Here is a 20,925-nt window from a genome sequence, read left to right as displayed (position 1 = left end):
TGGTGGGCCCGCTCCCAGAAACGACGTTTCCCGTGGTCACCGGCTGTTCACGCGAACTCCGCCGCCCCTGAACGGCCAGTCAGTTCCGCCGCTACCAGCTCGGCGATCTGCGCGGTGTTCAGAGCGGCACCTTTGCGAAGGTTGTCCCCGCAGACGAAGAGTTCCAGCGCGGTCGGGTCGTCGAGCGCCCGCCGCACCCGCCCCACCCAGGTCGGATCGGTGCCCACCACGTCGGCCGGGGTGGGGAACTCGCCGGCGGCCGGGTTGTCGAAGAGGACGACTCCCGGTGCGGTGTCCAGGATCTCGCGGGCCCCGTCGACCGTGACCTCGCCCTGGAAGCGGGCGTGCACGGTCAGGGAGTGCGTGGTGACCACCGGGACCCGGACACAGGTGACCGCGACCGGCAGCTTCGGGAGTCCGAGGATCTTGCGGGACTCGTCCCGCACCTTCATCTCCTCCGAGGACCAGCCGTCCTCGCGCAGCGACCCGGCCCACGGCACGACGTTCAGCGCGACCGGCTCGGGGAACGGCCCGGTGCTGTCCCCGACGGCCCGCCGCACGTCACCCGGCTTGGTGCCCAGCTCGGTGCCGGCGACCATCGACAGCTGGGCCCGCAGCGTCTCCACGCCGGCCCGCCCGGCCCCGCTCACCGCCTGGTACGACGAGACCACCAGCTCGCGCAGCCCGAACTCGGCGTGCAGCGCGCCCAGCGCGACGATCATCGACAGGGTGGTGCAGTTGGGGTTGGCGATGATCCCGCGCGGCCTGCCGCGGGCGCAGTGCGCGTTGACCTCGGGGACCACCAGCGGCACGTCCGGGTCCATCCGGAAGGCGCCGGAGTTGTCCACCACGACGACGCCCTTGGCCGCGGCGACCGGCGCCCAGCGCGCGGACACCTCGTCGGGCACGTCGAACATCGCCACGTCGACCCCGTCGAAGGCCTCCTCCGACAGGGCGACGACCTCCGCCTCCGCCCCGCGCACGGTCAGCTTGCGGCCGGCCGAGCGCGGGGAGGCGATCAGACGGATCTCGCCCCAGACGTCCGCCCGCTGGGACAGGATCTGGAGCATGACCGTGCCGACGGCCCCGGTCGCCCCCACGACCGCGAGCGTCGGCTTGGCGGTCATCGGCCGGTGCCTCCGTAGACCACGGCCTCGTCGCTGTCGGAGTCGAGCCCGAAGGCGGTGTGCACGGCGCGCACGGCCTCCGGCACGTCGTCGGCACGGGTGACGACCGAGATGCGGATCTCGGAGGTCGAGATCAGCTCGATGTTGACCCCGGCGTCGCTGAGCGCCTCGAAGAAGGAGGCCGTGACCCCCGGGTTGGTCTTCATGCCCGCGCCGACCAGCGAGATCTTGCCGATCTGGTCGTCGTAGCGCAGCGAGTCGAAGCCGATGCCCGGCCGGTTGCGCTCCAGGGCGTCGATGGCCTTGCGGCCCTCGGTCTTCGGCAGGGTGAAGGAGATGTCCGTCAGACCGGTGGCGGCGGCGGACACGTTCTGCACGACCATGTCGATGTTGACCTGGGCGTCGGCGATGGTCCGGAAGATGGCTGCGGCCTCACCCGGCTTGTCCGGCACACCGACGACCGTGATCTTGGCCTCGGAGGTGTCGTGCGCGACACCGGAGATGATGGCCTGCTCCACCTTCTGGTCCCCAATCGGCTGACTGCTGACCCACGTGCCCTGCAGTCCGCTGAAGCTGGACCGGACGTGGATCGGGATGTTGTAGCGGCGCGCGTACTCCACACAGCGGTGGAGCAGCACCTTGGAACCGGAGGCGGCGAGCTCCAGCATGTCCTCGAAGGAGATCCAGTCGATCTTCCGCGCCTTCTTCACCACGCGCGGGTCGGCGGTGAACACACCGTCGACGTCGGTGTAGATCTCGCAGACCTCGGCGTCGAGCGCGGCGGCCAGCGCCACGGCCGTGGTGTCGGACCCGCCGCGCCCCAGCGTGGTGATGTCCTTCTTGTCCGCGCTGACGCCCTGGAACCCGGCGACGATGGCGATGTTGCCCTCGTCCAGCGCCGTCCTGATGCGCCCCGGCGTGACGTCGATGATCCGGGCTTTGTTGTGCACCGAGTCGGTGATGACGCCTGCCTGGCTGCCGGTGAACGACTGGGCCTCGTGGCCCAGGTTCTTGATCGCCATGGCCAGCAGGGCCATGGAGATGCGCTCTCCGGCGGTCAGCAGCATGTCGAACTCCCGGCCGGCGGGCATCGGGGACACCTGCTCGGCCAGGTCGATCAGCTCGTCCGTCGTGTCGCCCATCGCGGAAACGACGACAACCACCTGGTTGCCGTTCTTCTTCGCTTCCACGATCCGCTTGGCGACGCGCTTGATGCCCTCGGCATCGGCAACGGAGGAACCTCCGTACTTCTGCACGACAAGGCCCACGTGCGCTCCTCGCTCGGTTCGTCTGTGTCGGCTCAGTTTAACGAGCGGCCGGATTCCACCAGCGTGCTCCCGCATGGTGAGACGTCCTGGCGGGGGTTCCCGCCGCTCGCTTCCGGGACGGAACATGCCCAGCTCACGGCGCACCACGCAGGAAAGTGCGGTGGCTCACAGCGACGTGGCTCGCAGCGACGGCGGCGAGGAGAGCGCCGGGGCCGGGACCGGTCCGGTGCCCCGGGGGCCGGGGCACCGGCTCACTTGGTCCGCAGGCCCAGCTGTCCGCCGATCTCCTCCTGCATGACCTGGCCCGCCTCGAACTCCAGGGTCTCGTCACCCATCGTCGCCTGGTCGGTGTCCAGGCCGTCCAGCTCGGCCAGGGGCTGGTTGAGGCGGACGTGGATGAGGACGGACTGGAGGGCGCGCAGGGTCGCGGAGGCCGTCGGGCCCCAGTTGGAGAAGTAGGAGAACTGCCACCACCACAGCGCCTCCGTGGTGCGGCCGGCCCGGTAGTGGGCCATGCCGTGCCTGAGGTCGGTGATGACGTCGGCCAGGTCGTCCGAGATCCGGGCCGGCACGGGCGCCCGGCGCGGCTCGTACGGGTCGAAGACCTCGGAGTAGACGTCGATGGGCTCCAGCAGCCGGGCGAAGTTCTCGCGCAGCTCGTCGACGTCCGGCTCGGGGCCCAGGTCCGGCTCGTAGCGCTCGTCGGGGACGATGTCCTCGTGCGCGCCGAGACGGCCGCCCGCCAGCAGCAGCTGGGAGACCTCCAGGAGGAGGAAGGGCACCGCCGAGTCCGGTTCGTCGCCCTTGGCCACCTCCGTGACGGCCACCAGGAAGCTCTCGACCTGGTCGGCGATCTGGACCGCGAAGTCGTCGGGGTCCTGGGCGGTCGCGTGCAGTGTGGCGTCAGACATCTAGGAGTCGTCTCCCCTCGAAGGCGCGGCCGAGGGTGACCTCGTCCGCGTATTCCAGGTCGCCGCCCACCGGGAGGCCGCTGGCCAGGCGGGTGACCTTCAGGCCCATGGGTTTGATCATGCGGGCGAGGTAGGTGGCGGTGGCCTCGCCCTCCAGGTTCGGGTCCGTGGCCAGGATGAGTTCGGTGACCGCGCCGTCGGCGAGCCGGGCGAGCAGCTCCCTGATCCGCAGGTCGTCGGGGCCGACGCCCTCGATCGGGCTGATCGCGCCGCCGAGCACGTGGTAGCGGCCGCGGAACTCACGGGTGCGCTCGATGGCGACCACGTCCTTGGGTTCCTCGACCACGCAGATCACCGACGCGTCGCGGCGCGGGTCGCGGCAGATGTTGCACAGTTCCTCCTGCGCCACGTTGCCGCAGGTCGCGCAGAACCGGACCTTCGCCTTGACCTCCAGGAGGGCCTGCGCGAGCCGCCGTACATCCGTCGGCTCGGCCTGCAGGATGTGGAAGGCGATCCGCTGCGCGCTCTTCGGACCGACGCCGGGCAGCCGCCCCAGCTCGTCGATGAGGTCCTGGACCACGCCTTCGTACAACGGAATGCCCTTCCTGCGAGTCTTTCGGTACGTACCGTAGTTGGCTGCCGCCTGTCCTAGGAAGGCGGTGCGGGTGTCGCGTGGGCGACGAACATCAGAACGGCGTGATCAGAACGGCAGACCGGGGATGCCGCTGCCGCCGCCCAGGCCCTGCGCCAGCGGGCCGAGCTTCTGCTGCTGGAGTGCCTGCGCGTTCGCGTTGGCCGCCTGGACGGCCGCGACGACCAGGTCGGCGAGGGTCTCGGTGTCGTCCGGGTCGACCGCCTTCGGGTCGATCTTCAGCGCGCGCAGTTCGCCGGCGCCGGTCACGGTGGCCGTCACCAGGCCGCCGCCCGACTGTCCGTCGACCTCCGTGTTCGCCAGCTCCTCCTGGGCCCGTGCCAGGTCCTCCTGCATCTTCTGGGCCTGCTGGAGCAGCTGCTGCATGTTGGGCTGGCCACCACCGGGGATCACGATCAGCTCCTGGGTCCGCGTCCGTGTCTTGTGTCTTGCCGTCTTGCCGTCTTGCCGTCCTGCGGTCTTGCCGTCCTGCGGTCCTGCTCGGCGTCTTGCCGTTCCTGCTCTGCTGTGGATGAGCCTACGTGCTCGGCGCGGCCATCGCCCCGCCACTCTTTCGAGTGAGAATCCTGACGGCCCTATACCTGATCAAGGCCCACTTCCGAGCGGAAAAGAAACGAAAGCAAGGCCTTCGCCACCCATTGGGCGGTAGGAAGGGTTCCCGTCGTCAGCACCCATGTCACGTGCACCATGACGGTCCGATGTCACGGAACGTGACCGGTTGTGATCAGTAGGGAGTGCCGGGTGGGCCAGCCGGAGATGCAGCCCGAGGGACCGCCGCAGGAAGGGCGCGGCGAGGGCGCGGCCGGACTGCGGCCGGGGGATCTGACGGGACGGCCGTTCCCGCTCGGGGACTGGGGCGAACCGGCCGAGCGGCTCGACGAGCTGTACCGGTGGGTGGAGCGCGGGGCGCTGGGGACCGCCGAGTGGTACCTGTCCGACCGGGTGTGGAAGCGCCGGGGGGCGCGGGCGCTGCGGTGCGGAGCGGCCGTGGGCGCGGTGCTGGGCGCGGCGCTGCCGCTGCTCGACCTCACCGGGGTGGTCGGCGGGGTCGCGCCCTGGGGATATCTCGCGCTGCTGATGGCGGTGGCCTGTGTCGGCATCGACCGGTTCTTCGGGGTCACCTCCGGCTGGATAAGGGACATGGCGACCGCGCAGGCCGTGCAGCGGCGGCTCCAGGTGCTCCAGTTCGACTGGGCGTCGGAGAGCGTGCGGGAGGTGCTGGGACCGGCGGAGGGCACGGCGAGCGAGGCGGCCGAGCGGTGCCTGGCGGTGCTGCGCCGGTTCTCGGAGGACGTGACCGAGCTGGTCCGCACGGAGACCGCCGACTGGATGGTGGAGTTCCGGACCGGTCCGGCACCGCTCGGCATGCAGGCGACCGTGCCGGCGGGACCGCGTGCGGACGCGGGACATCTGAACGGCCGGTTCCCGATGCCCCCGGGCACCAACGGCACCCGCCCGAACATGCCGCGGCAGCGCCCGCCGGAGCCCCGATGAGCGGGATTGTCACGACGCCCTAATGTCTTGACATCACCGGAAGCGGCCCAGCATCGTGGGCGGACAGCGTGAGCGGACAGTCCGCGGAACGGTCCGAAGAGGGGCAGCCACATGGTGCGCAGGCTCGGTGTCGCCGTCGTCGGGTTCGGCTGGATGGGGCGGGTGCACACCCAGGCCTACCACCGGGTCACCCACCACTTCCCGGAACTGCCGGTCCGTCCCGAGCTGGTGACCGTCGCCGAGGAGGTGCCCGGCCGGGCCGAGGAGGCCGCCGCGCGGTTCGGTTTCGCGTCCACCACCCGCGACTGGCGCGAGGTCGTCACCGACCCGCGGGTGCACGCCGTCAGCATCACCGCGCCGAACTTCCTGCACCGGGAGATCGGCGTCGCCATGGCCGAGGCCGGCAAGCACATCTGGATCGAGAAGCCGGTCGGGCTGACGGCCGGGGACGCCGGCGCGGTGGCCGACGCGGTCGCGAAGGCCGGTGTCCAGGGCACGGTCGGCTTCAACTACCGCAACGCGCCCGCCGTCGCGTACGCCCGTGACCTCGTCGCCTCCGGTGAGCTGGGCACCGTCACGCATGTCCGCATCCGGCTCCTCAGCGACTACGCGGCCCACCCGGACGGGGCCCTGACCTGGCGCTACGAGCGGGCCCGCGGCGGCTCCGGGGTCCTCGGCGACCTCGCCTCGCACGGCGTCGACCTGGCCCGCTTCCTGCTCGGTGACATCACCGCGCTCGCCGCGGACACCGCCGTCTTCATCCCGGAGCGCGCCCGCCCCGCCGGCGCCACCGCGGGCCACACCCTGGCCACCGGCGGTGATCTCGGCCCGGTCGAGAACGAGGACTACGTCAACTGCCTGCTGCGCTTCGCGTCCGGCGCCCGGGGCGTGCTGGAGGCCTCCCGGGTCTCCGTCGGCGAGCAGAACAACTACGGCTTCGAGGTGCACGGCACCCGGGGCGCCGTCTTCTGGGACTACCGGCGGATGGGCGAGCTCGGCGTCAGCCGCGGCACCTCCTACCAGGACCAGCCCGTGGCCACGGTCTTCGTCGGACCCGGGCACGGCGAGTACGGCGCGTTCCAGCCCGGCGCGGCCAACGCCATGGGCTACGACGACCTCAAGGTCGTCGAGGCCGGCAACTTCCTGCGTTCCGTGGCCGAGGGCGTCGCCCACGGCCCGACCCTGGCGGACGCCGTGCACAGCGCGGCCGCCCTGGACGCGATGACCCGCTCGGCCGCCCTGGGCACCTGGGTCAGCCTCGGCTGAACCGGCGCGGCCCGCCCGCGGCGGGGCCTCACCGGCACAGTTCCATCCCCACCGGGGTGTAGCAGGGCACATGCCCGTGGGTGCGGATCACGTCCTCGCCGTTGCCCTTGACGACGTACGACAGGAAGCTCGACGCCAGCGTGTCGGCCGCGGGCCGGCCGTAGGTGTACGCGTACTCGATCTCCCGGTACGGGTACGGGCTGAGACCGCCCTCGATCGCCTCCACGGACGGGGCGTGGTGGTCGACGGCGAGGGTGTGCAGGCCCTTGGCCCCGGCCGCCACGTTGAGCTCGGCGTAGCCGACCGCCCCCTTCAGCCGGGCCACCTCGTCCAGCACCTGATCGGTCGAGTCCAGTTCGCAGCGGATCGCCTTCGCCGTCGGGTCGTCCTTGTGCACGCAGTCGACGGAGGAGTTGGCGATCTCGCCGCGCTTCAGCACCCGCCGCTGGAAGACCTGCCGGGTACCGGAGTTGGCGTCCCGGCTGACCAGGTGGACCGGCAGGTCGGGCCCGCCCAGTTGCTTCCAGTCGGTGATCTCGCCCCGGTACAGCCGGCGGACGTCGGCCGTGGACAGGTTCGTCAGCGGCACGTCGTCGTTCACGACCAGGGCGAAGACCACCAGGGCGACCCGGTTCTCGCGCAGTTCGGGCATGTCGGGTGGCTTGGGGCCGTCCGAGAGTGCCAGGTCCGGCGGCGAGCCCCCCTTCTTCCAGCCGGCTCCCGCGCTGTCCAGGTCCCTGATCCCGGCGGTCGAACCGTGCGCGTCGACGCGGATCGACGCCCCCTCGCAGTCCTTCTCGTACTTCCGCGCCGCGTCCGTGATCACCGGCGCGAACGCCGTCGAGCCGTAGACCCGCAGCGAGCCCTTCGCGCAGCCGATCGGCGGCGGGCTGTCGTCGCGGACCACGACGATCGCGGCCAGGGTGACGACGCTGAGCGTCAGCATGGTGGTGATCAGCCGGGAGGCGCGGCTGAACAGCGGGGTCGCGTCGTCGGGGGTGGCGCTGCGGTTGGGGTGCACCTCGCCGTCGTGAATGCCGCCGATGAGCCTGATCTCCCGGCCGATGTCACCGCCGGACAGCAGCACGAGCAGCTTGAAGTGCTCGCCGTGGTTGAGCGGGACGCGCGGGATGCGCAGGGAGTTGCCGGAGTAGCCGAAGCCGCGCTCCGGCGTGAAGTGCGGCATCAGGTGGTCGCTGTCGGTCGGCTGGGTGACCGACACGCCGCGGATCGTCCGGTCGCTGAACACGGCGGTGAGGCCGTGCAGTTCGGGACTGGTGTAGTCGTCGCGGCCGATGCCCTGGGAACCGTCGTTCTCGATGCGCAGCAGGACGAGGGTGGCGTCGGCCATGTCCGGGGCCTCGTCGAAGAGGCCCAGGCGTCTGCCGATCCGCCCCGACCGGAGGTCGTCGCCGATCGGGTTGTCCATCTGGACGCGGTAGCCGATGCGTTTGCGGCGCGGGACGCGCCGCTCGAACCAGAAGATGGCCGCCGACGCCACGATGCCCGCCGCCGCGGTGCCGACGGCGACGATGTTCTCCGCGCTCAGCCACTCCATGTGGGTGCCCCCGCCACTCCCCGGAGTCGAATGACGCCGTCACCGTAAGGGGCGGGCATGGCCCGTGCGGGGACAATTCGGACGCGCGATCCAATGTTCGCCGAGCGTTCAACTACCCCAGGAGACGCGGGAGTTCACTGCTTGCTGTAGGTGAGGCTCTCCTCGCCGTCCTTGCGGACCCGCTTCAGGCCGCCGTCCGGCAGCAGGGTCACCTCGGTGGCCTCTCCGGCGCTGCACGACGAACGGGGCTCGCCCGTGGTGACCGTGGAGGGTCCGATCTCCAGCGGACCCCCGGCGCCCGGCTTCTCGGCGAGGTCGGCGTCGAACTCGCAGTGGTAGCCGGGTCCGTCGGCGACCAGCGTGAGGACCGGGTCGCCCACGGCACCCTGGCGGATGGTCAGTTCGCGGGTGTTGTGGCCGGTGGAGTTGTCTATCGACGTGACCCAGGTGCCGAGGAAACCGGTGGGCACGGAACCGGTCGCCGGGGCCGAGGAGGACGACGACGCGGTGGGCGCCGGTTCTCCGGCGGTGGTCCGGGCGGGCGCCGAGGGGGCGGGCGTGGCGGCGCCGCCCGCCTTGTCGTCGTCACCGCCGCTGTTCATGAGCCCGTACACGGAACCGCCGGCGGCCAGCATCACGATCACCGCGACGGCGACGAGGACCGCGGTGGAACGGCGGGTCCGGCGCGGTTCGTCGTCGGGCGCGGGGTCGTAGAGCGAGGGCGGCGGGGGCGTGTACAGCGGCTGGACCGGCTCGGGGACGCCGGCCGTCGGGTCGGGGGTGCCGTAGGGATTGGAGTAGGGGTTGTAGGGCTGCGGGTGCTGGTGGGGCTGGTTCGGGTAGCCGTACGCCGGGTGGGCCGGTGCGTGTTCGGGGGAGGCCGCTCCGGTGGCCGGCTGGTGCGCCCCGGCCGCCGCCGTCCCCGTCGCCGCGGCGCCGGCACCACCGCGGTCCCCCGGCCCGGCCGGCCCCTGCGCCCACCGGTCGGCCGGCCCGCCGGGGGAAGTCCCCACCACGGCCCCGTACACCGTCGGGTCCTCCACCTCCAGCAGCTCCACCGCGTGCCGGCCCAGCTGGGCCACCAGCGACCCGGGCAGCCAGGGGTCCCTGGACCGGCCCTCCTCGACCGTGTCGACCGCTCCCGTCCTGGCCAGGATCGCGTCCAGGGAGGGGCGGGTCGCCGGGTCCTTGCGGAGGCAGTCGCGGACCACGTCGGCGATGCCCTCCGGAAGCCCGGACAGGTCGGGGTCCTCCTGGGCGATGCGGAACATCTGCGCGTGCTCGCCGCCCTCGGTCGAGCCGAAGGGAAGCTGTCCGGTGGCCGCGTAGGCGAGCACCGAGCCGAGGCTGAAGATGTCGGAGGCGGGGGTGATCCGGTCGCCGCGCACCTGCTCGGGCGCCATGAAGCCGGGTGAGCCGACGAGCGAACCGGTGCGGGTGATTCCCTCGCCGGGGAGGGTCTCCATCGCCCGCGCGATCCCGAAGTCGATGACCCTGGGTCCCTCTATCGTGAGCATCACGTTGGACGGCTTGAGATCGCGGTGGACGATCCCGGCCGCGTGGATGTTGGTGAGCGCGTGCGCCAGCCCGGCGGCGAGGATCCGCACCGACCGCTCCGGCAGCGGCCCGTGGTCGTGCTCGACGACCCGCTGCAGGCTCGGCCCGGCGACATAGCCGGTGGCCACCCAGGGCACGGCGGCCTCGGTGTCGGCGTCGAGGACGGGCGCGGTCCAGAACCCGCCGACCCGCTGGGCGTTGCGCACCTCCTGCCGGAAGCGGGCCCGGAAGTCCTCCTGTGCGGCGAGTTCCGCCCGCACCAGCTTCACCGCGACGGTACGGCCGCGCTCCGACCGGGCGAGATACACATGCCCCATGCCGCCCGCGCCCAGCCGTGCCAGCAGCCGGTACCTCCCGATGTGCTGCGGATCCCCGGGCCCCAGCTTCTCCATCGCAGATCCGCCCCTTCTCCACACTTGTGATCCAGCCGAGAATATTCCGGCCACTCCACCGACCGGGCCCCGCCCTGTCTACGGTTCCGTAACAGGTGCCGGTCGCTCCGGTATATCCACGGGCTGTGGACAAACTGTCGCGGAATCCACCTGACCATGGAACAGGTCGCCGATATCGCGTCCGTGCCGGGCACTCCTAGGCTCGGCGCCATGACCCCTCAGCCCAATCCCCAGGCCGGAGCCGACGTCAAGGCGGCCGACCGCGCGCATGTCTTCCACTCCTGGTCCGCGCAGGACCTCATCGACCCGCTCGCCGTGGCCGGCGCGGAAGGGTCGTACTTCTGGGACTACGACGGCAGGCGCTACCTGGACTTCACCAGCGGGCTCGTCTTCACCAACATCGGCTACCAGCACCCGAAGGTCGTCGCGGCGATCCAGGAGCAGGCCGCGAGGATGACCACCTTCGCGCCCGCCTTCGCCGTGGAGGCCCGGTCGGAGGCGGCCCGGCTGATCGCCGAGCGGACCCCCGGCGACCTGGACAAGATCTTCTTCACCAACGGGGGCGCGGACGCGATCGAGCACGCCGTGCGGATGGCCCGGCTGCACACCGGCCGCCCGAAGGTGCTGTCCGCCTACCGCTCGTACCACGGCGGCACGCAGCAGGCGGTCAACATCACCGGCGACCCGCGCCGCTGGCCCTCCGACGGTGCCGCGGCCGGGGTCGTGCACTTCTGGGCGCCCTTCCTGTACCGCACGCGTTTCTACGCGGAGACCGAGGAGCAGGAGACCGCGCGGGCGCTGGAGCACCTGGAGACCACGATCGCGTTCGAGGGGCCGGGCACGGTCGCCGCGATCGTCCTGGAGACCGTGCCCGGAACCGCCGGGATCATGGTTCCGCCGGCCGGGTACCTGGCGGGCGTCCGCGAGATCTGCGACCGGCACGGGATCGTCTTCGTCCTGGACGAGGTCATGAGCGGGTTCGGGCGCACGGGCGAGTGGTTCGCCGCCGACCTGTTCGGGGTCGTGCCCGACCTGATGACCTTCGCCAAGGGCGTGAACAGCGGGTACGTGCCGCTCGGCGGTGTCGCCATCAGCGGGCGGATCGCGGAGACCTTCGCCCGGCGGCCCTACCCGGGCGGCCTGACCTACTCCGGGCACCCGCTGGCCTGCGCGGCGGCCGTCGCCACCATCGGCGTGATGGCGGAGGAAGGCGTCGTCGAGAACGCGAAGCGGCTCGGCGCGGACGTCGTGGGACCCGCCCTGGCCGCGCTGGCCGAGCGGCACCCCAGCGTGGGCGAGGTACGCGGCACCGGCATGTTCTGGGCACTGGAGCTGGTGCGGGACCGGGCGACCCGGGAACCGCTGGTCCCCTACAACGCGGCCGGGGAGGCGAACGCCCCGATGGCCGCGTTCGCCGCCGCCGCCAAGCAGCACGGTCTGTGGCCGTTCGTGAACATGAACCGGACGCACGTCGTACCGCCGTGCAACGTCGGTGAGGCGGAGCTGAAGGAGGGCTTCGCGGCGCTGGACGCGGCGCTGAGCGTGGCCGACGAGTACACGGTCTAGGGGCGCCGGTCCCGGGTGCGGGTGAGGGTGCGGGCGGGCGGGCCGCCCGCTCACCTGAACGGGCGTTCATGGAACCCGAACGCGTAAGGTGGCGTGCTCGTAGATGTACACGTAGGCGAGCACGTCACCTGAACGCGTGAGGAGAGGCACCCGACGATGCCGGGCAACGGCGCTGTGACCCGCAGTACGCTGCGCCAGCAGATCGCGGACGCACTCCGTGACGAGGTGCTCGCCGGGCGCCTCCAGCCGGGCCGGGAGTTCACGGTCAAGGAGATCGCCGACCAGTACGGGGTGTCCGCCACCCCGGTCCGCGAGGCCCTGGTCGACCTCTCCGCGCAGGGCGTCCTCGACGCCGACCAGCACCGCGGCTTCCGGGTCCCCGAGTACTCCCTCACCGACTACCGGAACATGATCGACGCCCGCAGCCTGGTCGTGGACGGCATGTTCCACGCCCTGGCCGGCGGCCGCCACCCCACCTTCAAGGACGCCGCCGAACCGCGCGCCGCGGCCGCCCTGGCCGCGGTGCGCCGGCGCGGCGAGGAGGCGCAGCGGGCCGCGACCGCCGGCGACCTCACCGTGCTGATCGGCTACGACCTGCGCTTCTGGCGCGAGCTGTCCACCCTGTTCGGCAACCCCTACCTCGCCGACTTCCTGCACCGGCTGCGCGTGCAGTCCTGGGTGTGCGCGGTACGGCAGCTGCGCCGGCTCCCCGATCTGCGCGGGTACCTGTGGTGCCGCCACACCGAACTGGTCGACGCGCTGTCCCGGCGGGACATCGAGACCGCGCGCGGGATCGTCGCCGAGTACAACGCACACTCCCTCGCCCTCATCGAGCGTCTGTCGGAGAACGGATGACCGCGCCCCCGGAGACCGTCGACCTGTCGGTGGTCATCCCCGCGTACAACGAGGAGGAACGGCTCGGCCCGACGCTCGACGCCGTCACCCGCTACCTCGCCGACAACGAGAACCGCTTCGGCACCTGGGAAGTGATCGTCTCCGACGACGGTTCCACCGACGGAACGCGCGAGGTCGCCGCCCTGGGGCGGCCGCACGTCCGGCTGGTCGCCGCCGACCGCAACCGGGGCAAGGGCAACGCCCTGCGCCTCGGGGTGGCCGCCAGCACCGGCCGCCGGGTGCTGGTCACCGACGCCGACCTCGCCGCCCCGATCGAGGAACTGGACCAGCTGGACAAGGCGCTCAGCGAGGGCAACGCGGCGGCGATCGGCTCGCGCGCGGTGCCCGGCGCGGAGATATCCGACCACCAGCACCGGCTGCGCGAGCTGCTCGGCCGCGCCGGGAACCTGCTGATACGGGCCACCGCGGTGCCCGGCATCAAGGACACCCAGTGCGGTTTCAAACTGTTCGAGGGCGACCGGGCCCGGGAGGCCTTCGCCGACTCCCGCCTCGACGGCTGGGGCATCGACGTCGAGGTCCTCCAGCATCTGCACCGGGACGGCGGTTCCATCGCCGAGGTGCCGGTGCGCTGGAGCCACCAGCCCGGCTCGAAGGTCGGCCCGATGGCCTACCCGAGAGTCCTCGCGGACCTGGCCCGCCTGCGGCTGCGCCGGCTGCGCCCGGCCGACCTGCTGGTCCCGGTGCTCTTCCTGGTCCTGTCGGTCGCCCTCTACTCGGGCCGCTTCTTCGACCCGGGCCACCGCTACCTGGTCGACTCCCTCCAGGACCAGAACCAGTGGGAGTGGTTCTTCGCGGTGACCGCGGACAACCTCGCGCACCTGCGCAACCCGTTCTTCTCCGACCTCCAGAACTTCCCCGACGGCGTCAACCTGATGGCCAACACGGTCATGCTGGGCGCCTCCGTCCCCTTCGCCCCGCTCACCCTGCTCGCCGGGCCCGCCGTCTCGCTCTCCGTCTGCATGGCGCTGGGCCTGGCCTCGACCGCCGCCGCCTGGTACTGGCTGATCGTGAAGCGGGTGACACGGCACCGGGGCGCGGCCTTCCTCGGCGCCGCCCTCGCGGCCTTCGCGCCGCCGATGGTCAGCCATGCCAACGCGCACCCCAACTTCGTGATCCTGTTCATGGTCCCGCTGATCATCGACCGGGCCCTGCGGCTGGCCGCGGGCACCCGCGTCCGGCGGGACGGGATCGTGCTCGGCCTGATGGCGGCCTACCAGGTCTTCCTGGGCGAGGAGCCGTTCCTGCTGGCGGCGCTCGGCATGACCCTGTTCGCCGTCGCCTACGCGGCCGTACGACCGCAGGTGGCGAAGGACTCCTGGCGCCCGCTGGGCAAGGGCCTGCTGATCGCGGGCGCGGTCTGCCTGCCGCTCGTGGCCTACCCCCTGTACTGGCAGTTCAGCGGACCGCAGAGCTACCACAGCGTCCTGCACGGCGACAACGCCGGAAACAGCCCGCTGTCGCTGCTCGCCTTCTCCGAGCGCTCCATGCTCTTCGGGGACGCGGCCCGCGCCAACGAGCTGTCCCTCAACCCCACCGAACAGAACGCCTTCTACGGCTGGCCACTGGTCCTGCTCGCCTTCGCGATCACGGTCCGGCTGTGGTCGCGGCCGCTGGTCAAGGCGCTGGCGTTCACCTCGGCGGCCGCGGCGGTGCTCTCCCTCGGCCCGAAGATCCGGATCCCGCTGACGGACACCGTGTACTCGGGGCCCTGGGCGCTGGTGCGGAAGCTGCCGCTCTTCGAGTCGGTGATCGAGGGCCGGGTCGCGATGATCTGCGCCCCCGCGCTCGGCGTGCTCCTCGCGCTCGCCCTGGAGAGGGTGCTGGGCGCCCGTCGTGTCGGCACCCAGTACTTCGGTCTGCTCGCCATCGCGCTCGCGCTGCTCCCGGTCGTCCCCGCCCCCCTCAAGTCCGTACCGCGGACGCCGGTACCGGAGTTCGTCACGAGCGGGATGTGGAAGTCGTACGTGGGCAGGGGCGAGTCCCTGGTCCCCCTCCCGCTCCCGGATCCCGGGTCCGCGGAGGCGCTGCACTGGCAGACGGCGGCCGACCTCGGCTTCAAGATCCCCGGCGGGTACTTCAACGGCCCCTACGGCGACGATCGCATCGGAATCTACGGTGCCGTCCCGCGATTCACCTCGAACATGCTGCGGGACGTCCGCTACAGCGGCAAGGTGCCGGTGATCGGCAAGAACTGGCGGGCGCAGGCGGCGAAGGACTTCGCGTACTGGAAGGCGGGCGTCCTGGTGGTCGCCCCGCAGCCCAACGACGAGAAGCTCCGGCAGGCGGTCCAGGAGCTGACCGGAAAACCCGGTAAGTGGACCGGTGGGGTCTGGGTATGGGACCTGCACGAGGGGAGCTGACCCGCGCCGCACGGATTACCCTTCCCTGACCACCTAGCTGAGCACGTGCTGTGAACGCCCTGAATGAGGAGCCCTCTTTGGCCTGTGACCTCTGGCTGGTACCGCTCGTCGACGTGTTGTGCCACACCCCCGACAACCCGTTCGCCGAGGAACTCGCGCAATACAACAAGGTGCTCGCCGAGGCCGGGCTGCCGCCGGTGCCGGTGTACCAGTACATGCCGGGACTGTCCGGCGAGGTCGCGCCCGTGGCCGGCTTCGACTACGACGCGCTGCACTTCCTGCGCCGCGCCTACCTCCTCCAGGTCTGCGGCCTGCCCGTCTCCCCCGTGGACGACCTGGGCGGCGACTACGAGCAGCTCCTGGAGATGTTCGAGTCCACGGCCCAGCAGTCGCACCTGGTCTGGCACTACGACCACGCGGGCGCGTACGTCCCGGTCGACTTCCCGAACCCGCTCTCCAGCGACGAGCTGCTCGCCGGCGGCGGCCCGCTGGGCTCGTCGCACGCCCTGCTGCGCGAGCTGGAGTACGTCGCCCCGTCGATCGGCATCGACCCGGCGAACCCCCCGGCCGCCCCACAGGCCCCCGCGGCCCCCACCGACCTGGAGGAACCGGCGGTCGCGGCCCCCTACGACCCGAGCCCCTTCGCCCGGGAACGCCACGTCTGGCTCGGCCTGCACGCGGCCGCGACGCGGAGCCTGGCGCAGGGCTCGATGATCGTGTTCAGCTGAGGCAGAGGGGGTCGAGGTAGGTCAGTTCTGCTCGACGATGCGGATCGTGCGGATGCCGGTGCCCCGGTAGCGCATCGGGGTCCTGGTCAGCACGGCACGGCCGCGTGGCCATTCGACGGTCGGCAGGGCGAGGTGCAGCACATGGGCGCCGCTCCAGTCGGGCTCGTCCTTGCCGTCCTGCGCCGTGCCCTTCTCAGCGCGCAGGCGCTTGCCCACGGCAGTGGCCGCCGCGAAGTCGAGCGCTTCGATGTTGACGGACGGCAGCGCTCCGACGTGCTCGGCGACACCGGCCCGCTCCCGCTCGGCGGCAGCCAGGCTCACCGCCGGGATGTAGACCCGCAGCGCGGGGTCCTTCTCGGCCTCGACGACCAGACGCGAAGCCATGCTGTTCCCGGCCCCGAGCGCGAGGGCCGCCGTGTCGTCGAAGATGACGGCACGCGGGAGCGGGTACCGCTCCTCCCCTGTCACTGGGCCTCCCCGATGCGCCCCGACTCGATGTCCGCCCACAGCTTCTCGCCGGCCTTCTCGTCCTCTTCCGTGTAGGGCCGGCCGAGGAAGTGCTCCTCGACGTACGCCCTCGTCTCCTCGTACCGCTTGCGCTGCTCTTCCTTGGTGGGTGTGGCCCCGGCCAGCTCCGCCACGAGGTCCCGCATGCTCATTCCGCGTTCCCGGGCGAGCTCCTGGAGGCGGTCACGGACAGCGGGGTCGACCTTGATCGTGGTGTCAGCCATGAGCAGAGTATACTGTCGGTATACCGTCTCTGGGCGTACGAGTGCGACAGTCATCGACGTCCCTTTCTCTGGTTCCTACGCGGCCGCCGGGTGAAATTCCCGCGGTTCACCCCTGGGTGGCCCGAATTCGCACGGCCTCTCGGACACCTCGCAGGTCGTCGAGTACTGCCGTGTCACCGGATCCCGTCGCACCACCCGCCGCAGATGACCCCGTTCCTCCAGCTCACGCAGGGAGGCGACGACCGTCATGCACCCTTCCCGGCGCCGCGCCGCGAGCATGCGCTCCGTGATCCACGAGCCGTTCGGAAGGCTCAAGAGGTACGCCAGTACGCCCGCGGCCGCCCAGGACAGGCGGTACTCCCGGCACAGGAAGCCGGCGAGGGCTGCGAAGGCGCGCAGGGGCGCCGTACGATGAACGCGCATCCGGAGTCGTCTCTCCCGGTGTCGAGCCCCCGGGTGTTGGCGCACCGCGGGGGCAATCTGTTGATCGCGACTCTAGGGCCACGCAAAGTGGCGAACGCAAGCCGGAACACCCTTTTCCTGGGCTTTAGTTCACACATTTCACTCCGTGGAGTGAAGCGCGCTGCGCAGCAATCGCGCATGAACGAAACGGTCCGGCTCGGTCGGCGCGTAACGCCAGAACAAAGGCCAGGTCGTCCCGCCGAGCGCGGGCACCGGGATGTACGACACCCGGTCCGGCCCGGCGGCGAGCCGACTGGTCCCGGCCGGCCAGGGCACGTGCCGGTCGGCGCTCCCGGCGGCCACCAGGAAGTACACACACCGCCGCCTGCTCGCGACCTCGATCACCGGCCCGGGATCACCCCCGGTCATCCGCGCGAGCAGATCGGCGACGCGTCGCCCCCACTCCCCGTCGTCCACCCGCAAGGCGTCGAACTGGACTCCCGCCTTGCGGAGTTGGATCCCGGACGCGGGGAGCCAGTCGAGGTTTAAGGGGTCACTTTGCGTGTTCATGGGACCAGTCTGGGCAGGTGGGGCTACCGTCGCCATAACTCAGAGTCAAGAGCCGAAAACTCTGGGAATTCCGGGCCCGGTGGTTGTGGCCGTTTGAGTTCGTTTGAGTCCGGGGGTGACCGCATGACGCGGACGGAGGCGAGCGGCACGACACAACTCGTGGCCGCCATGACCAAGGCACTCCGTGAACAAAAGGATCTGACGCAGGAGGAGTTGGGGAAGCTGATCGGCTACACCGGGTCAGCGATCAGCGCCCTGGAAACGGGGGTGCAGCCACCCAGCGACAAGATGCTCGTCAAGCTGGAGGAGACGATCGGCGGCGGCCTGGGCATCTTCGAGAAGGCGCGCGGGCTGGTGCTGCTGGACAAGTATCCGGCGCAGTTCTAGAACTTCGCGCTGGTGGAGCAGGAGGCGGTGTCGCTGTCGTCGTACCAGACGTTCGTGGTCGACGGCCTGTTCCAGACACCGGAGTACGCGCGGGCACTGATCGGCGGCGGCTTCCCGAAGCTCCCGGAGGAGAAGGTGGAGGAACTGGTCGAGGCACGGGTGGCCCGGCGCGCGCTGTTCGACCGGGCGGAACCGACGGCCATGATCGAGCTGATCCTGGAGGAGTCGGTACTGCGACGGCCGTTCGGGAGCTGGGAGGTACTGCGGGACCAATTGCGCTCGCTCGCGGGGGATGCGGAGAGGGACAATGTGAGTGTCCAAGTGCTGCCGATGGAGCGGGGATTACGGGTCAGCCATGCCGGAGCTGCGGGGAACATGGTCCTGGTGAAGACCAAGGAGCACCACGACGTGGTCTACCTGGAGATCGAGGAGGAAAGCCTCCTGGTCAGCGATCCAGCGAAGGTCGCTCGACTCACCCACCGGTATGCCAAGATCCGAACGCAGGCTCTGAGTTCGGATGACTCACTCAGCCTCATCCGGACATTGGCGGGAGAAGACCGGACATGACCAGCACCCTGAGATGGTTCAAGTCGAGCTATAGCGACGACAGCGGCGGGCAGTGCCTCGAAACCGCATACACCTGGCGCAAGTCCTCGTACAGCGACAGCAGCGGTGGCCAGTGCCTCGAAATATCCCCCCGCCCCCGCACCGTCCACATCCGCGACTCCAAGGTGACCGACGGCCCGGAGATCGCCGTGTCCACGGCCTCCTGGGCCGCGTTCGTCGGGGCGGCCGGGGCCGAGTGACTCCGGTGTCGGCTAACCGAACACGCTGAACAGGGCGAGCGCCGGCCCGGCCGCGTAGACCGGGACGGCCAGGGCCAGGGCGGTCCACGGCCGTCGGAACCGCACCACCCCGAGGACGACCGTGACCGCCGCGGCGGCCAGCGCGACCGACGGTCCGAACATCGCGACGAGCATCCACACACCGGAGTCGTCGCAGAACCGCGCGGTTCCGGCCGAGGTACCGCAGCTGTCACCGGCGAAGGCCATCCCGAAGAACAGCAGGCCGTTGACCGCCACGGCGAGAGCGAGCAGCAGCCCGGTCACCACGGCGAAGAGCACTCCGAGGGGGCCGCCCGGCAGGGTGCGCTCCGGCGGGACCGCGGGGCCGTACGGCGGCGGGTACGAGGGCGGCGGGAAGCTCATGCCTCCATCTCACTCCCGTCCGGACGCCCCCGCCTGAGTACGGCTACTCAACCGGCGTGAGCCCGGGTCGCCGAGTGGGTCACCAGGGCACCACCCCGTCGTCCTCGAAGAAGCCGCCGGTCGGGCCGCCGTCGGGGAGGGTCGCCAGGCGGATGGCGGTGGCCGCGCCCTGCTGCGCGGTGCGGACGCCCTGGAAAGCGTTGAGGTCGGTCGCGCAGTAGCCGGGGCACGCGGCGTTGATCAGGATGTCCGTGTCCCGGAGTTCCCTGGCGTACTGGACGGTGACGGCGTTGAGGAACGTCTTGGACGGCGCGTAGGCGACGGCGATCGGTCCCAGTTCGGCGCCGGGCGCGGACTGCCGGGTGAGGGAGCCGACGCTGCTGGAGACGTTCACGATCCGCGGCGACGGCGCGCGGCGCAGCAGCGGCAGCATCGCGTTGGTGACGCGGATGACGCCGATGACGTTGGTCTCCACGACGGTCCGCACCGTCGCGAGGTCGACGGTGGCGGGTGCCTGCGGCGCGCCGCCGGTGATGCCGGCGTTGTTGACGAGTGCGTCGAGGCGTCCCGCACGGGCCTCGACCAGACCGGCCGCAGCGGTCACGCTCGCGTCGTCCGTCACGTCCAGCGGCACGCCGAACGCGTCGGCCCCGGCCGCCCGCAGCTTCGCGACGGCGGCCTCCCGGCGCTCCTCGTCCCGGGCGCCGACGCCGACGCTCCAGCCGAGAGCGCCCAGCCCGGCGGCGATCTCGTAGCCGATGCCCTTGTTCGCGCCGGTCACCAGCGCGGTCCTGGGGCGGGTCATGTCCCCGGTGATGTCTTCGGTCATGTCCTCGATCCTGGCGCGGGCCGGGCCGGGCGGGCCAACACCGATCGGGTGTGCGCCGATACCGCACGGGTATCGGTCCGGCCCGGATCGGTAGCATGGCGGGCGTGGAGACACGCGAATTGCGGTACTTCGTGGCCGTCGCCGAGGAGTTGCACTTCGGGAGGGCGGCACGGCGGCTCGGGATCGCGCAGCCGCCGTTGTCGCGGGCCATCCGTCAGCTGGAACGGCGGCTGGGGGCGGCGCTGCTGGAGCGCACCAGCCGTCAGGTCGCCCTGACCGAGGCCGGTTCGGTGCTGCTGCGGGAGGCGCGGGCGGCCCTGGACGCCGTCGAGGCCGCCGAGCAGCGCACCCGGCGCGCGGCCCTCGCGGCGGGCGGCCGGGCCGGCGTGGTCCTCGCGACGAAGGCGGGCGCGTCCGGCGCACTGCTGGCGAGGCTGCTCGACGCCTACGCCGCCGAACCCGGCGCGGTCGCCGTCGACCTGCTGCTGTGCGGGGTCGGCGAGCAGGAGCGCATGCTGCGCGACGGCCGGGCCGATGTGGCGCTGCTGCACCTGCCGTTCGACGGCACGGCGGGCTTCGACACCGAGGAGCTGCAGACGGAGCGCCAGGTCGTGGTGGTGCCGGCCGGGCACGCCCTCGCCGCCCGCGACCAGGTGCGGCTGACCGAGGTCACCGAGCTGGCGGGCCTGCCACTGGCGCGCTGGCGGGGCCGCGACGGCTCGTACCCGGACGGGCCCGGTCCCGAGGTCCGGGACCAGGCCCAGCTGTACCAGCTGGTCTCGCTGGGGCGGGCCTGCTGTGTGGTGCCGGAGTCGGTCCGATCCCAGCTGCGTGAGGACCTGGCCGCCGTGCCGGTGCCGGACGCCCCGCCGGTCACGACCGTGATCGCCTGGCCGCCCCACAGCCGGTCCCGGGCGGTCGCCGGGCTCGTCCGGACCGCCACGCGGCTCTGCGCACCAGCCGGCACGGCCCGGTGACGCGGCGGCGGGCGCGGAGCGGACCGC

At 71.5% G+C, this 20,925-nt stretch carries 21 protein-coding genes and 1 pseudogene; 9 read left to right on the top strand and 13 right to left on the bottom strand.

Annotated features, from left to right (window positions below; genetic code table 11):
* Window positions 1–47: 47 nt before the first annotated feature.
* The 5 genes from ACFY3I_RS37200 to ACFY3I_RS37180 form a co-directional block, all read right to left on the bottom strand.
* The gene (locus ACFY3I_RS37200; RefSeq protein ID WP_390865411.1) at window positions 48–1,127 is read right to left on the bottom strand and encodes an aspartate-semialdehyde dehydrogenase; all 1,080 of its coding nucleotides are present in this window, start codon (window positions 1,125–1,127) and stop codon (window positions 48–50) included.
* Window positions 1,124–2,395 carry an aspartate kinase gene (locus tag ACFY3I_RS37195; RefSeq protein ID WP_365286658.1) on the bottom strand — a complete coding sequence of 424 codons (1,272 nt, stop codon included), beginning with the start codon at window positions 2,393–2,395 and terminating at the stop codon, window positions 1,124–1,126. The genes ACFY3I_RS37200 and ACFY3I_RS37195 overlap by 4 nt, the downstream gene beginning before the upstream one ends.
* 251 nt (window positions 2,396–2,646) lie before the next feature.
* The gene (locus tag ACFY3I_RS37190; RefSeq protein ID WP_365286660.1) at window positions 2,647–3,306 is read right to left on the bottom strand and encodes a DUF5063 domain-containing protein; all 660 of its coding nucleotides are present in this window, start codon (window positions 3,304–3,306) and stop codon (window positions 2,647–2,649) included.
* On the bottom strand, window positions 3,299–3,898 hold the full coding sequence (recR, locus tag ACFY3I_RS37185; RefSeq protein WP_365286662.1) for a recombination mediator RecR: 600 nt from the start codon (window positions 3,896–3,898) through the stop codon (window positions 3,299–3,301). Before recR ends, ACFY3I_RS37190 begins: the two co-directional genes overlap by 8 nt.
* A 108-nt stretch (window positions 3,899–4,006) precedes the next feature.
* Window positions 4,007–4,351: a YbaB/EbfC family nucleoid-associated protein gene (locus tag ACFY3I_RS37180; protein ID WP_365286664.1), complete on the bottom strand. Its 345-nt coding sequence runs from the start codon at window positions 4,349–4,351 to the stop codon at window positions 4,007–4,009.
* A 348-nt stretch (window positions 4,352–4,699) separates the two neighbouring features.
* On the opposite strand from ACFY3I_RS37180, the gene ACFY3I_RS37175 reads away from it, so the two are divergent.
* Window positions 4,700–5,452 carry an SLATT domain-containing protein gene (locus ACFY3I_RS37175; RefSeq protein ID WP_365286666.1) on the top strand — a complete coding sequence of 251 codons (753 nt, stop codon included), beginning with the start codon at window positions 4,700–4,702 and terminating at the stop codon, window positions 5,450–5,452.
* 111 nt (window positions 5,453–5,563) lie between these two features.
* Entirely contained in the window at window positions 5,564–6,718 is a 1,155-nt protein-coding gene (locus ACFY3I_RS37170) for a Gfo/Idh/MocA family protein (protein WP_390865410.1), read from the top strand.
* A gap of 28 nt (window positions 6,719–6,746) precedes the next feature.
* On the opposite strand, the gene ACFY3I_RS37165 is transcribed toward ACFY3I_RS37170, so the two are convergent.
* Together ACFY3I_RS37165 and ACFY3I_RS37160 are read right to left on the bottom strand one after the other, a co-directional pair.
* Window positions 6,747–8,276: a substrate-binding domain-containing protein gene (locus ACFY3I_RS37165; RefSeq protein WP_390865409.1), complete on the bottom strand. Its 1,530-nt coding sequence runs from the start codon at window positions 8,274–8,276 to the stop codon at window positions 6,747–6,749.
* A 134-nt stretch (window positions 8,277–8,410) separates the two neighbouring features.
* On the bottom strand, window positions 8,411–10,225 hold the full coding sequence (locus tag ACFY3I_RS37160) for a protein kinase (protein ID WP_390865408.1): 1,815 nt from the start codon (window positions 10,223–10,225) through the stop codon (window positions 8,411–8,413).
* A gap of 210 nt (window positions 10,226–10,435) precedes the next feature.
* Between ACFY3I_RS37160 and ACFY3I_RS37155 the strand changes: the two genes are divergently transcribed.
* From ACFY3I_RS37155 to ACFY3I_RS37140, 4 genes are all read left to right on the top strand, one after another.
* A complete protein-coding gene (locus ACFY3I_RS37155) occupies window positions 10,436–11,791 on the top strand; it encodes an aspartate aminotransferase family protein (protein ID WP_390865407.1) in 1,356 nt (451 codons plus the stop codon).
* A 156-nt stretch (window positions 11,792–11,947) separates the two neighbouring features.
* The gene (locus ACFY3I_RS37150; RefSeq protein ID WP_390865406.1) at window positions 11,948–12,646 is read left to right on the top strand and encodes a GntR family transcriptional regulator; all 699 of its coding nucleotides are present in this window, start codon (window positions 11,948–11,950) and stop codon (window positions 12,644–12,646) included.
* Window positions 12,643–15,066, top strand: coding sequence for a dolichyl-phosphate beta-glucosyltransferase (locus tag ACFY3I_RS37145; RefSeq protein WP_390865405.1), 2,424 nt, complete (start codon window positions 12,643–12,645; stop codon window positions 15,064–15,066). Before ACFY3I_RS37150 ends, ACFY3I_RS37145 begins: the two co-directional genes overlap by 4 nt.
* 77 nt (window positions 15,067–15,143) lie before the next feature.
* Window positions 15,144–15,794 (top strand): hypothetical protein, encoded by a 651-nt coding sequence (locus tag ACFY3I_RS37140; RefSeq protein ID WP_365286680.1) that lies wholly within the window; start codon window positions 15,144–15,146, stop codon window positions 15,792–15,794.
* Window positions 15,795–15,815: 21 nt separating this feature from the next.
* Here the strand turns inward: ACFY3I_RS37140 and ACFY3I_RS37135 are convergent, their stop codons facing one another.
* From ACFY3I_RS37135 to ACFY3I_RS37120, 4 genes are all read right to left on the bottom strand, one after another.
* Window positions 15,816–16,262, bottom strand: a complete 447-nt coding sequence (locus tag ACFY3I_RS37135; RefSeq protein ID WP_390865404.1) for a hypothetical protein — start codon at window positions 16,260–16,262, stop codon at window positions 15,816–15,818.
* Window positions 16,259–16,525, bottom strand: coding sequence for a hypothetical protein (locus tag ACFY3I_RS37130; protein ID WP_390865403.1), 267 nt, complete (start codon window positions 16,523–16,525; stop codon window positions 16,259–16,261). The genes ACFY3I_RS37135 and ACFY3I_RS37130 overlap by 4 nt, the downstream gene beginning before the upstream one ends.
* A 75-nt stretch (window positions 16,526–16,600) precedes the next feature.
* Complete coding sequence (locus ACFY3I_RS37125) at window positions 16,601–16,948, bottom strand: hypothetical protein (protein ID WP_390865402.1); 348 nt, start codon at window positions 16,946–16,948, stop codon at window positions 16,601–16,603.
* Between the two features lie 138 nt (window positions 16,949–17,086).
* Window positions 17,087–17,497 carry a hypothetical protein gene (locus ACFY3I_RS37120; protein WP_365568914.1) on the bottom strand — a complete coding sequence of 137 codons (411 nt, stop codon included), beginning with the start codon at window positions 17,495–17,497 and terminating at the stop codon, window positions 17,087–17,089.
* A 123-nt stretch (window positions 17,498–17,620) separates the two neighbouring features.
* Here ACFY3I_RS37120 and ACFY3I_RS37115 point away from each other — a divergent pair.
* Both ACFY3I_RS37115 and ACFY3I_RS37110 read left to right on the top strand, forming a co-directional pair.
* A pseudogene (locus ACFY3I_RS37115) lies at window positions 17,621–18,451 on the top strand (helix-turn-helix transcriptional regulator).
* Window positions 18,448–18,690, top strand: coding sequence for a DUF397 domain-containing protein (locus ACFY3I_RS37110; RefSeq protein ID WP_390865401.1), 243 nt, complete (start codon window positions 18,448–18,450; stop codon window positions 18,688–18,690). Before ACFY3I_RS37115 ends, ACFY3I_RS37110 begins: the two are co-directional and overlap by 4 nt.
* 12 nt (window positions 18,691–18,702) lie before the next feature.
* Here ACFY3I_RS37110 and ACFY3I_RS37105 read toward each other — a convergent pair whose 3' ends face one another.
* Window positions 18,703–19,092 (bottom strand): hypothetical protein, encoded by a 390-nt coding sequence (locus ACFY3I_RS37105; RefSeq protein WP_390865400.1) that lies wholly within the window; start codon window positions 19,090–19,092, stop codon window positions 18,703–18,705.
* Window positions 19,093–19,171: 79 nt separating this feature from the next.
* The gene (locus ACFY3I_RS37100; RefSeq protein ID WP_390865399.1) at window positions 19,172–19,921 is read right to left on the bottom strand and encodes an SDR family oxidoreductase; all 750 of its coding nucleotides are present in this window, start codon (window positions 19,919–19,921) and stop codon (window positions 19,172–19,174) included.
* 104 nt (window positions 19,922–20,025) lie between these two features.
* On the opposite strand from ACFY3I_RS37100, the gene ACFY3I_RS37095 reads away from it, so the two are divergent.
* The gene (locus tag ACFY3I_RS37095) at window positions 20,026–20,898 is read left to right on the top strand and encodes a LysR family transcriptional regulator (RefSeq protein ID WP_390865398.1); all 873 of its coding nucleotides are present in this window, start codon (window positions 20,026–20,028) and stop codon (window positions 20,896–20,898) included.
* Window positions 20,899–20,925: the final 27 nt, after the last annotated feature.

Origin of the sequence: Streptomyces sp. NPDC001068, from assembly GCF_042897315.1 — a bacterium.
Taxonomy (GTDB): Bacteria; Actinomycetota; Actinomycetes; order Streptomycetales; family Streptomycetaceae; genus Streptomyces.
Note: the sequence above shows the minus strand (reverse complement) of the source record. Positions and strands in the feature narration are given on the sequence as shown.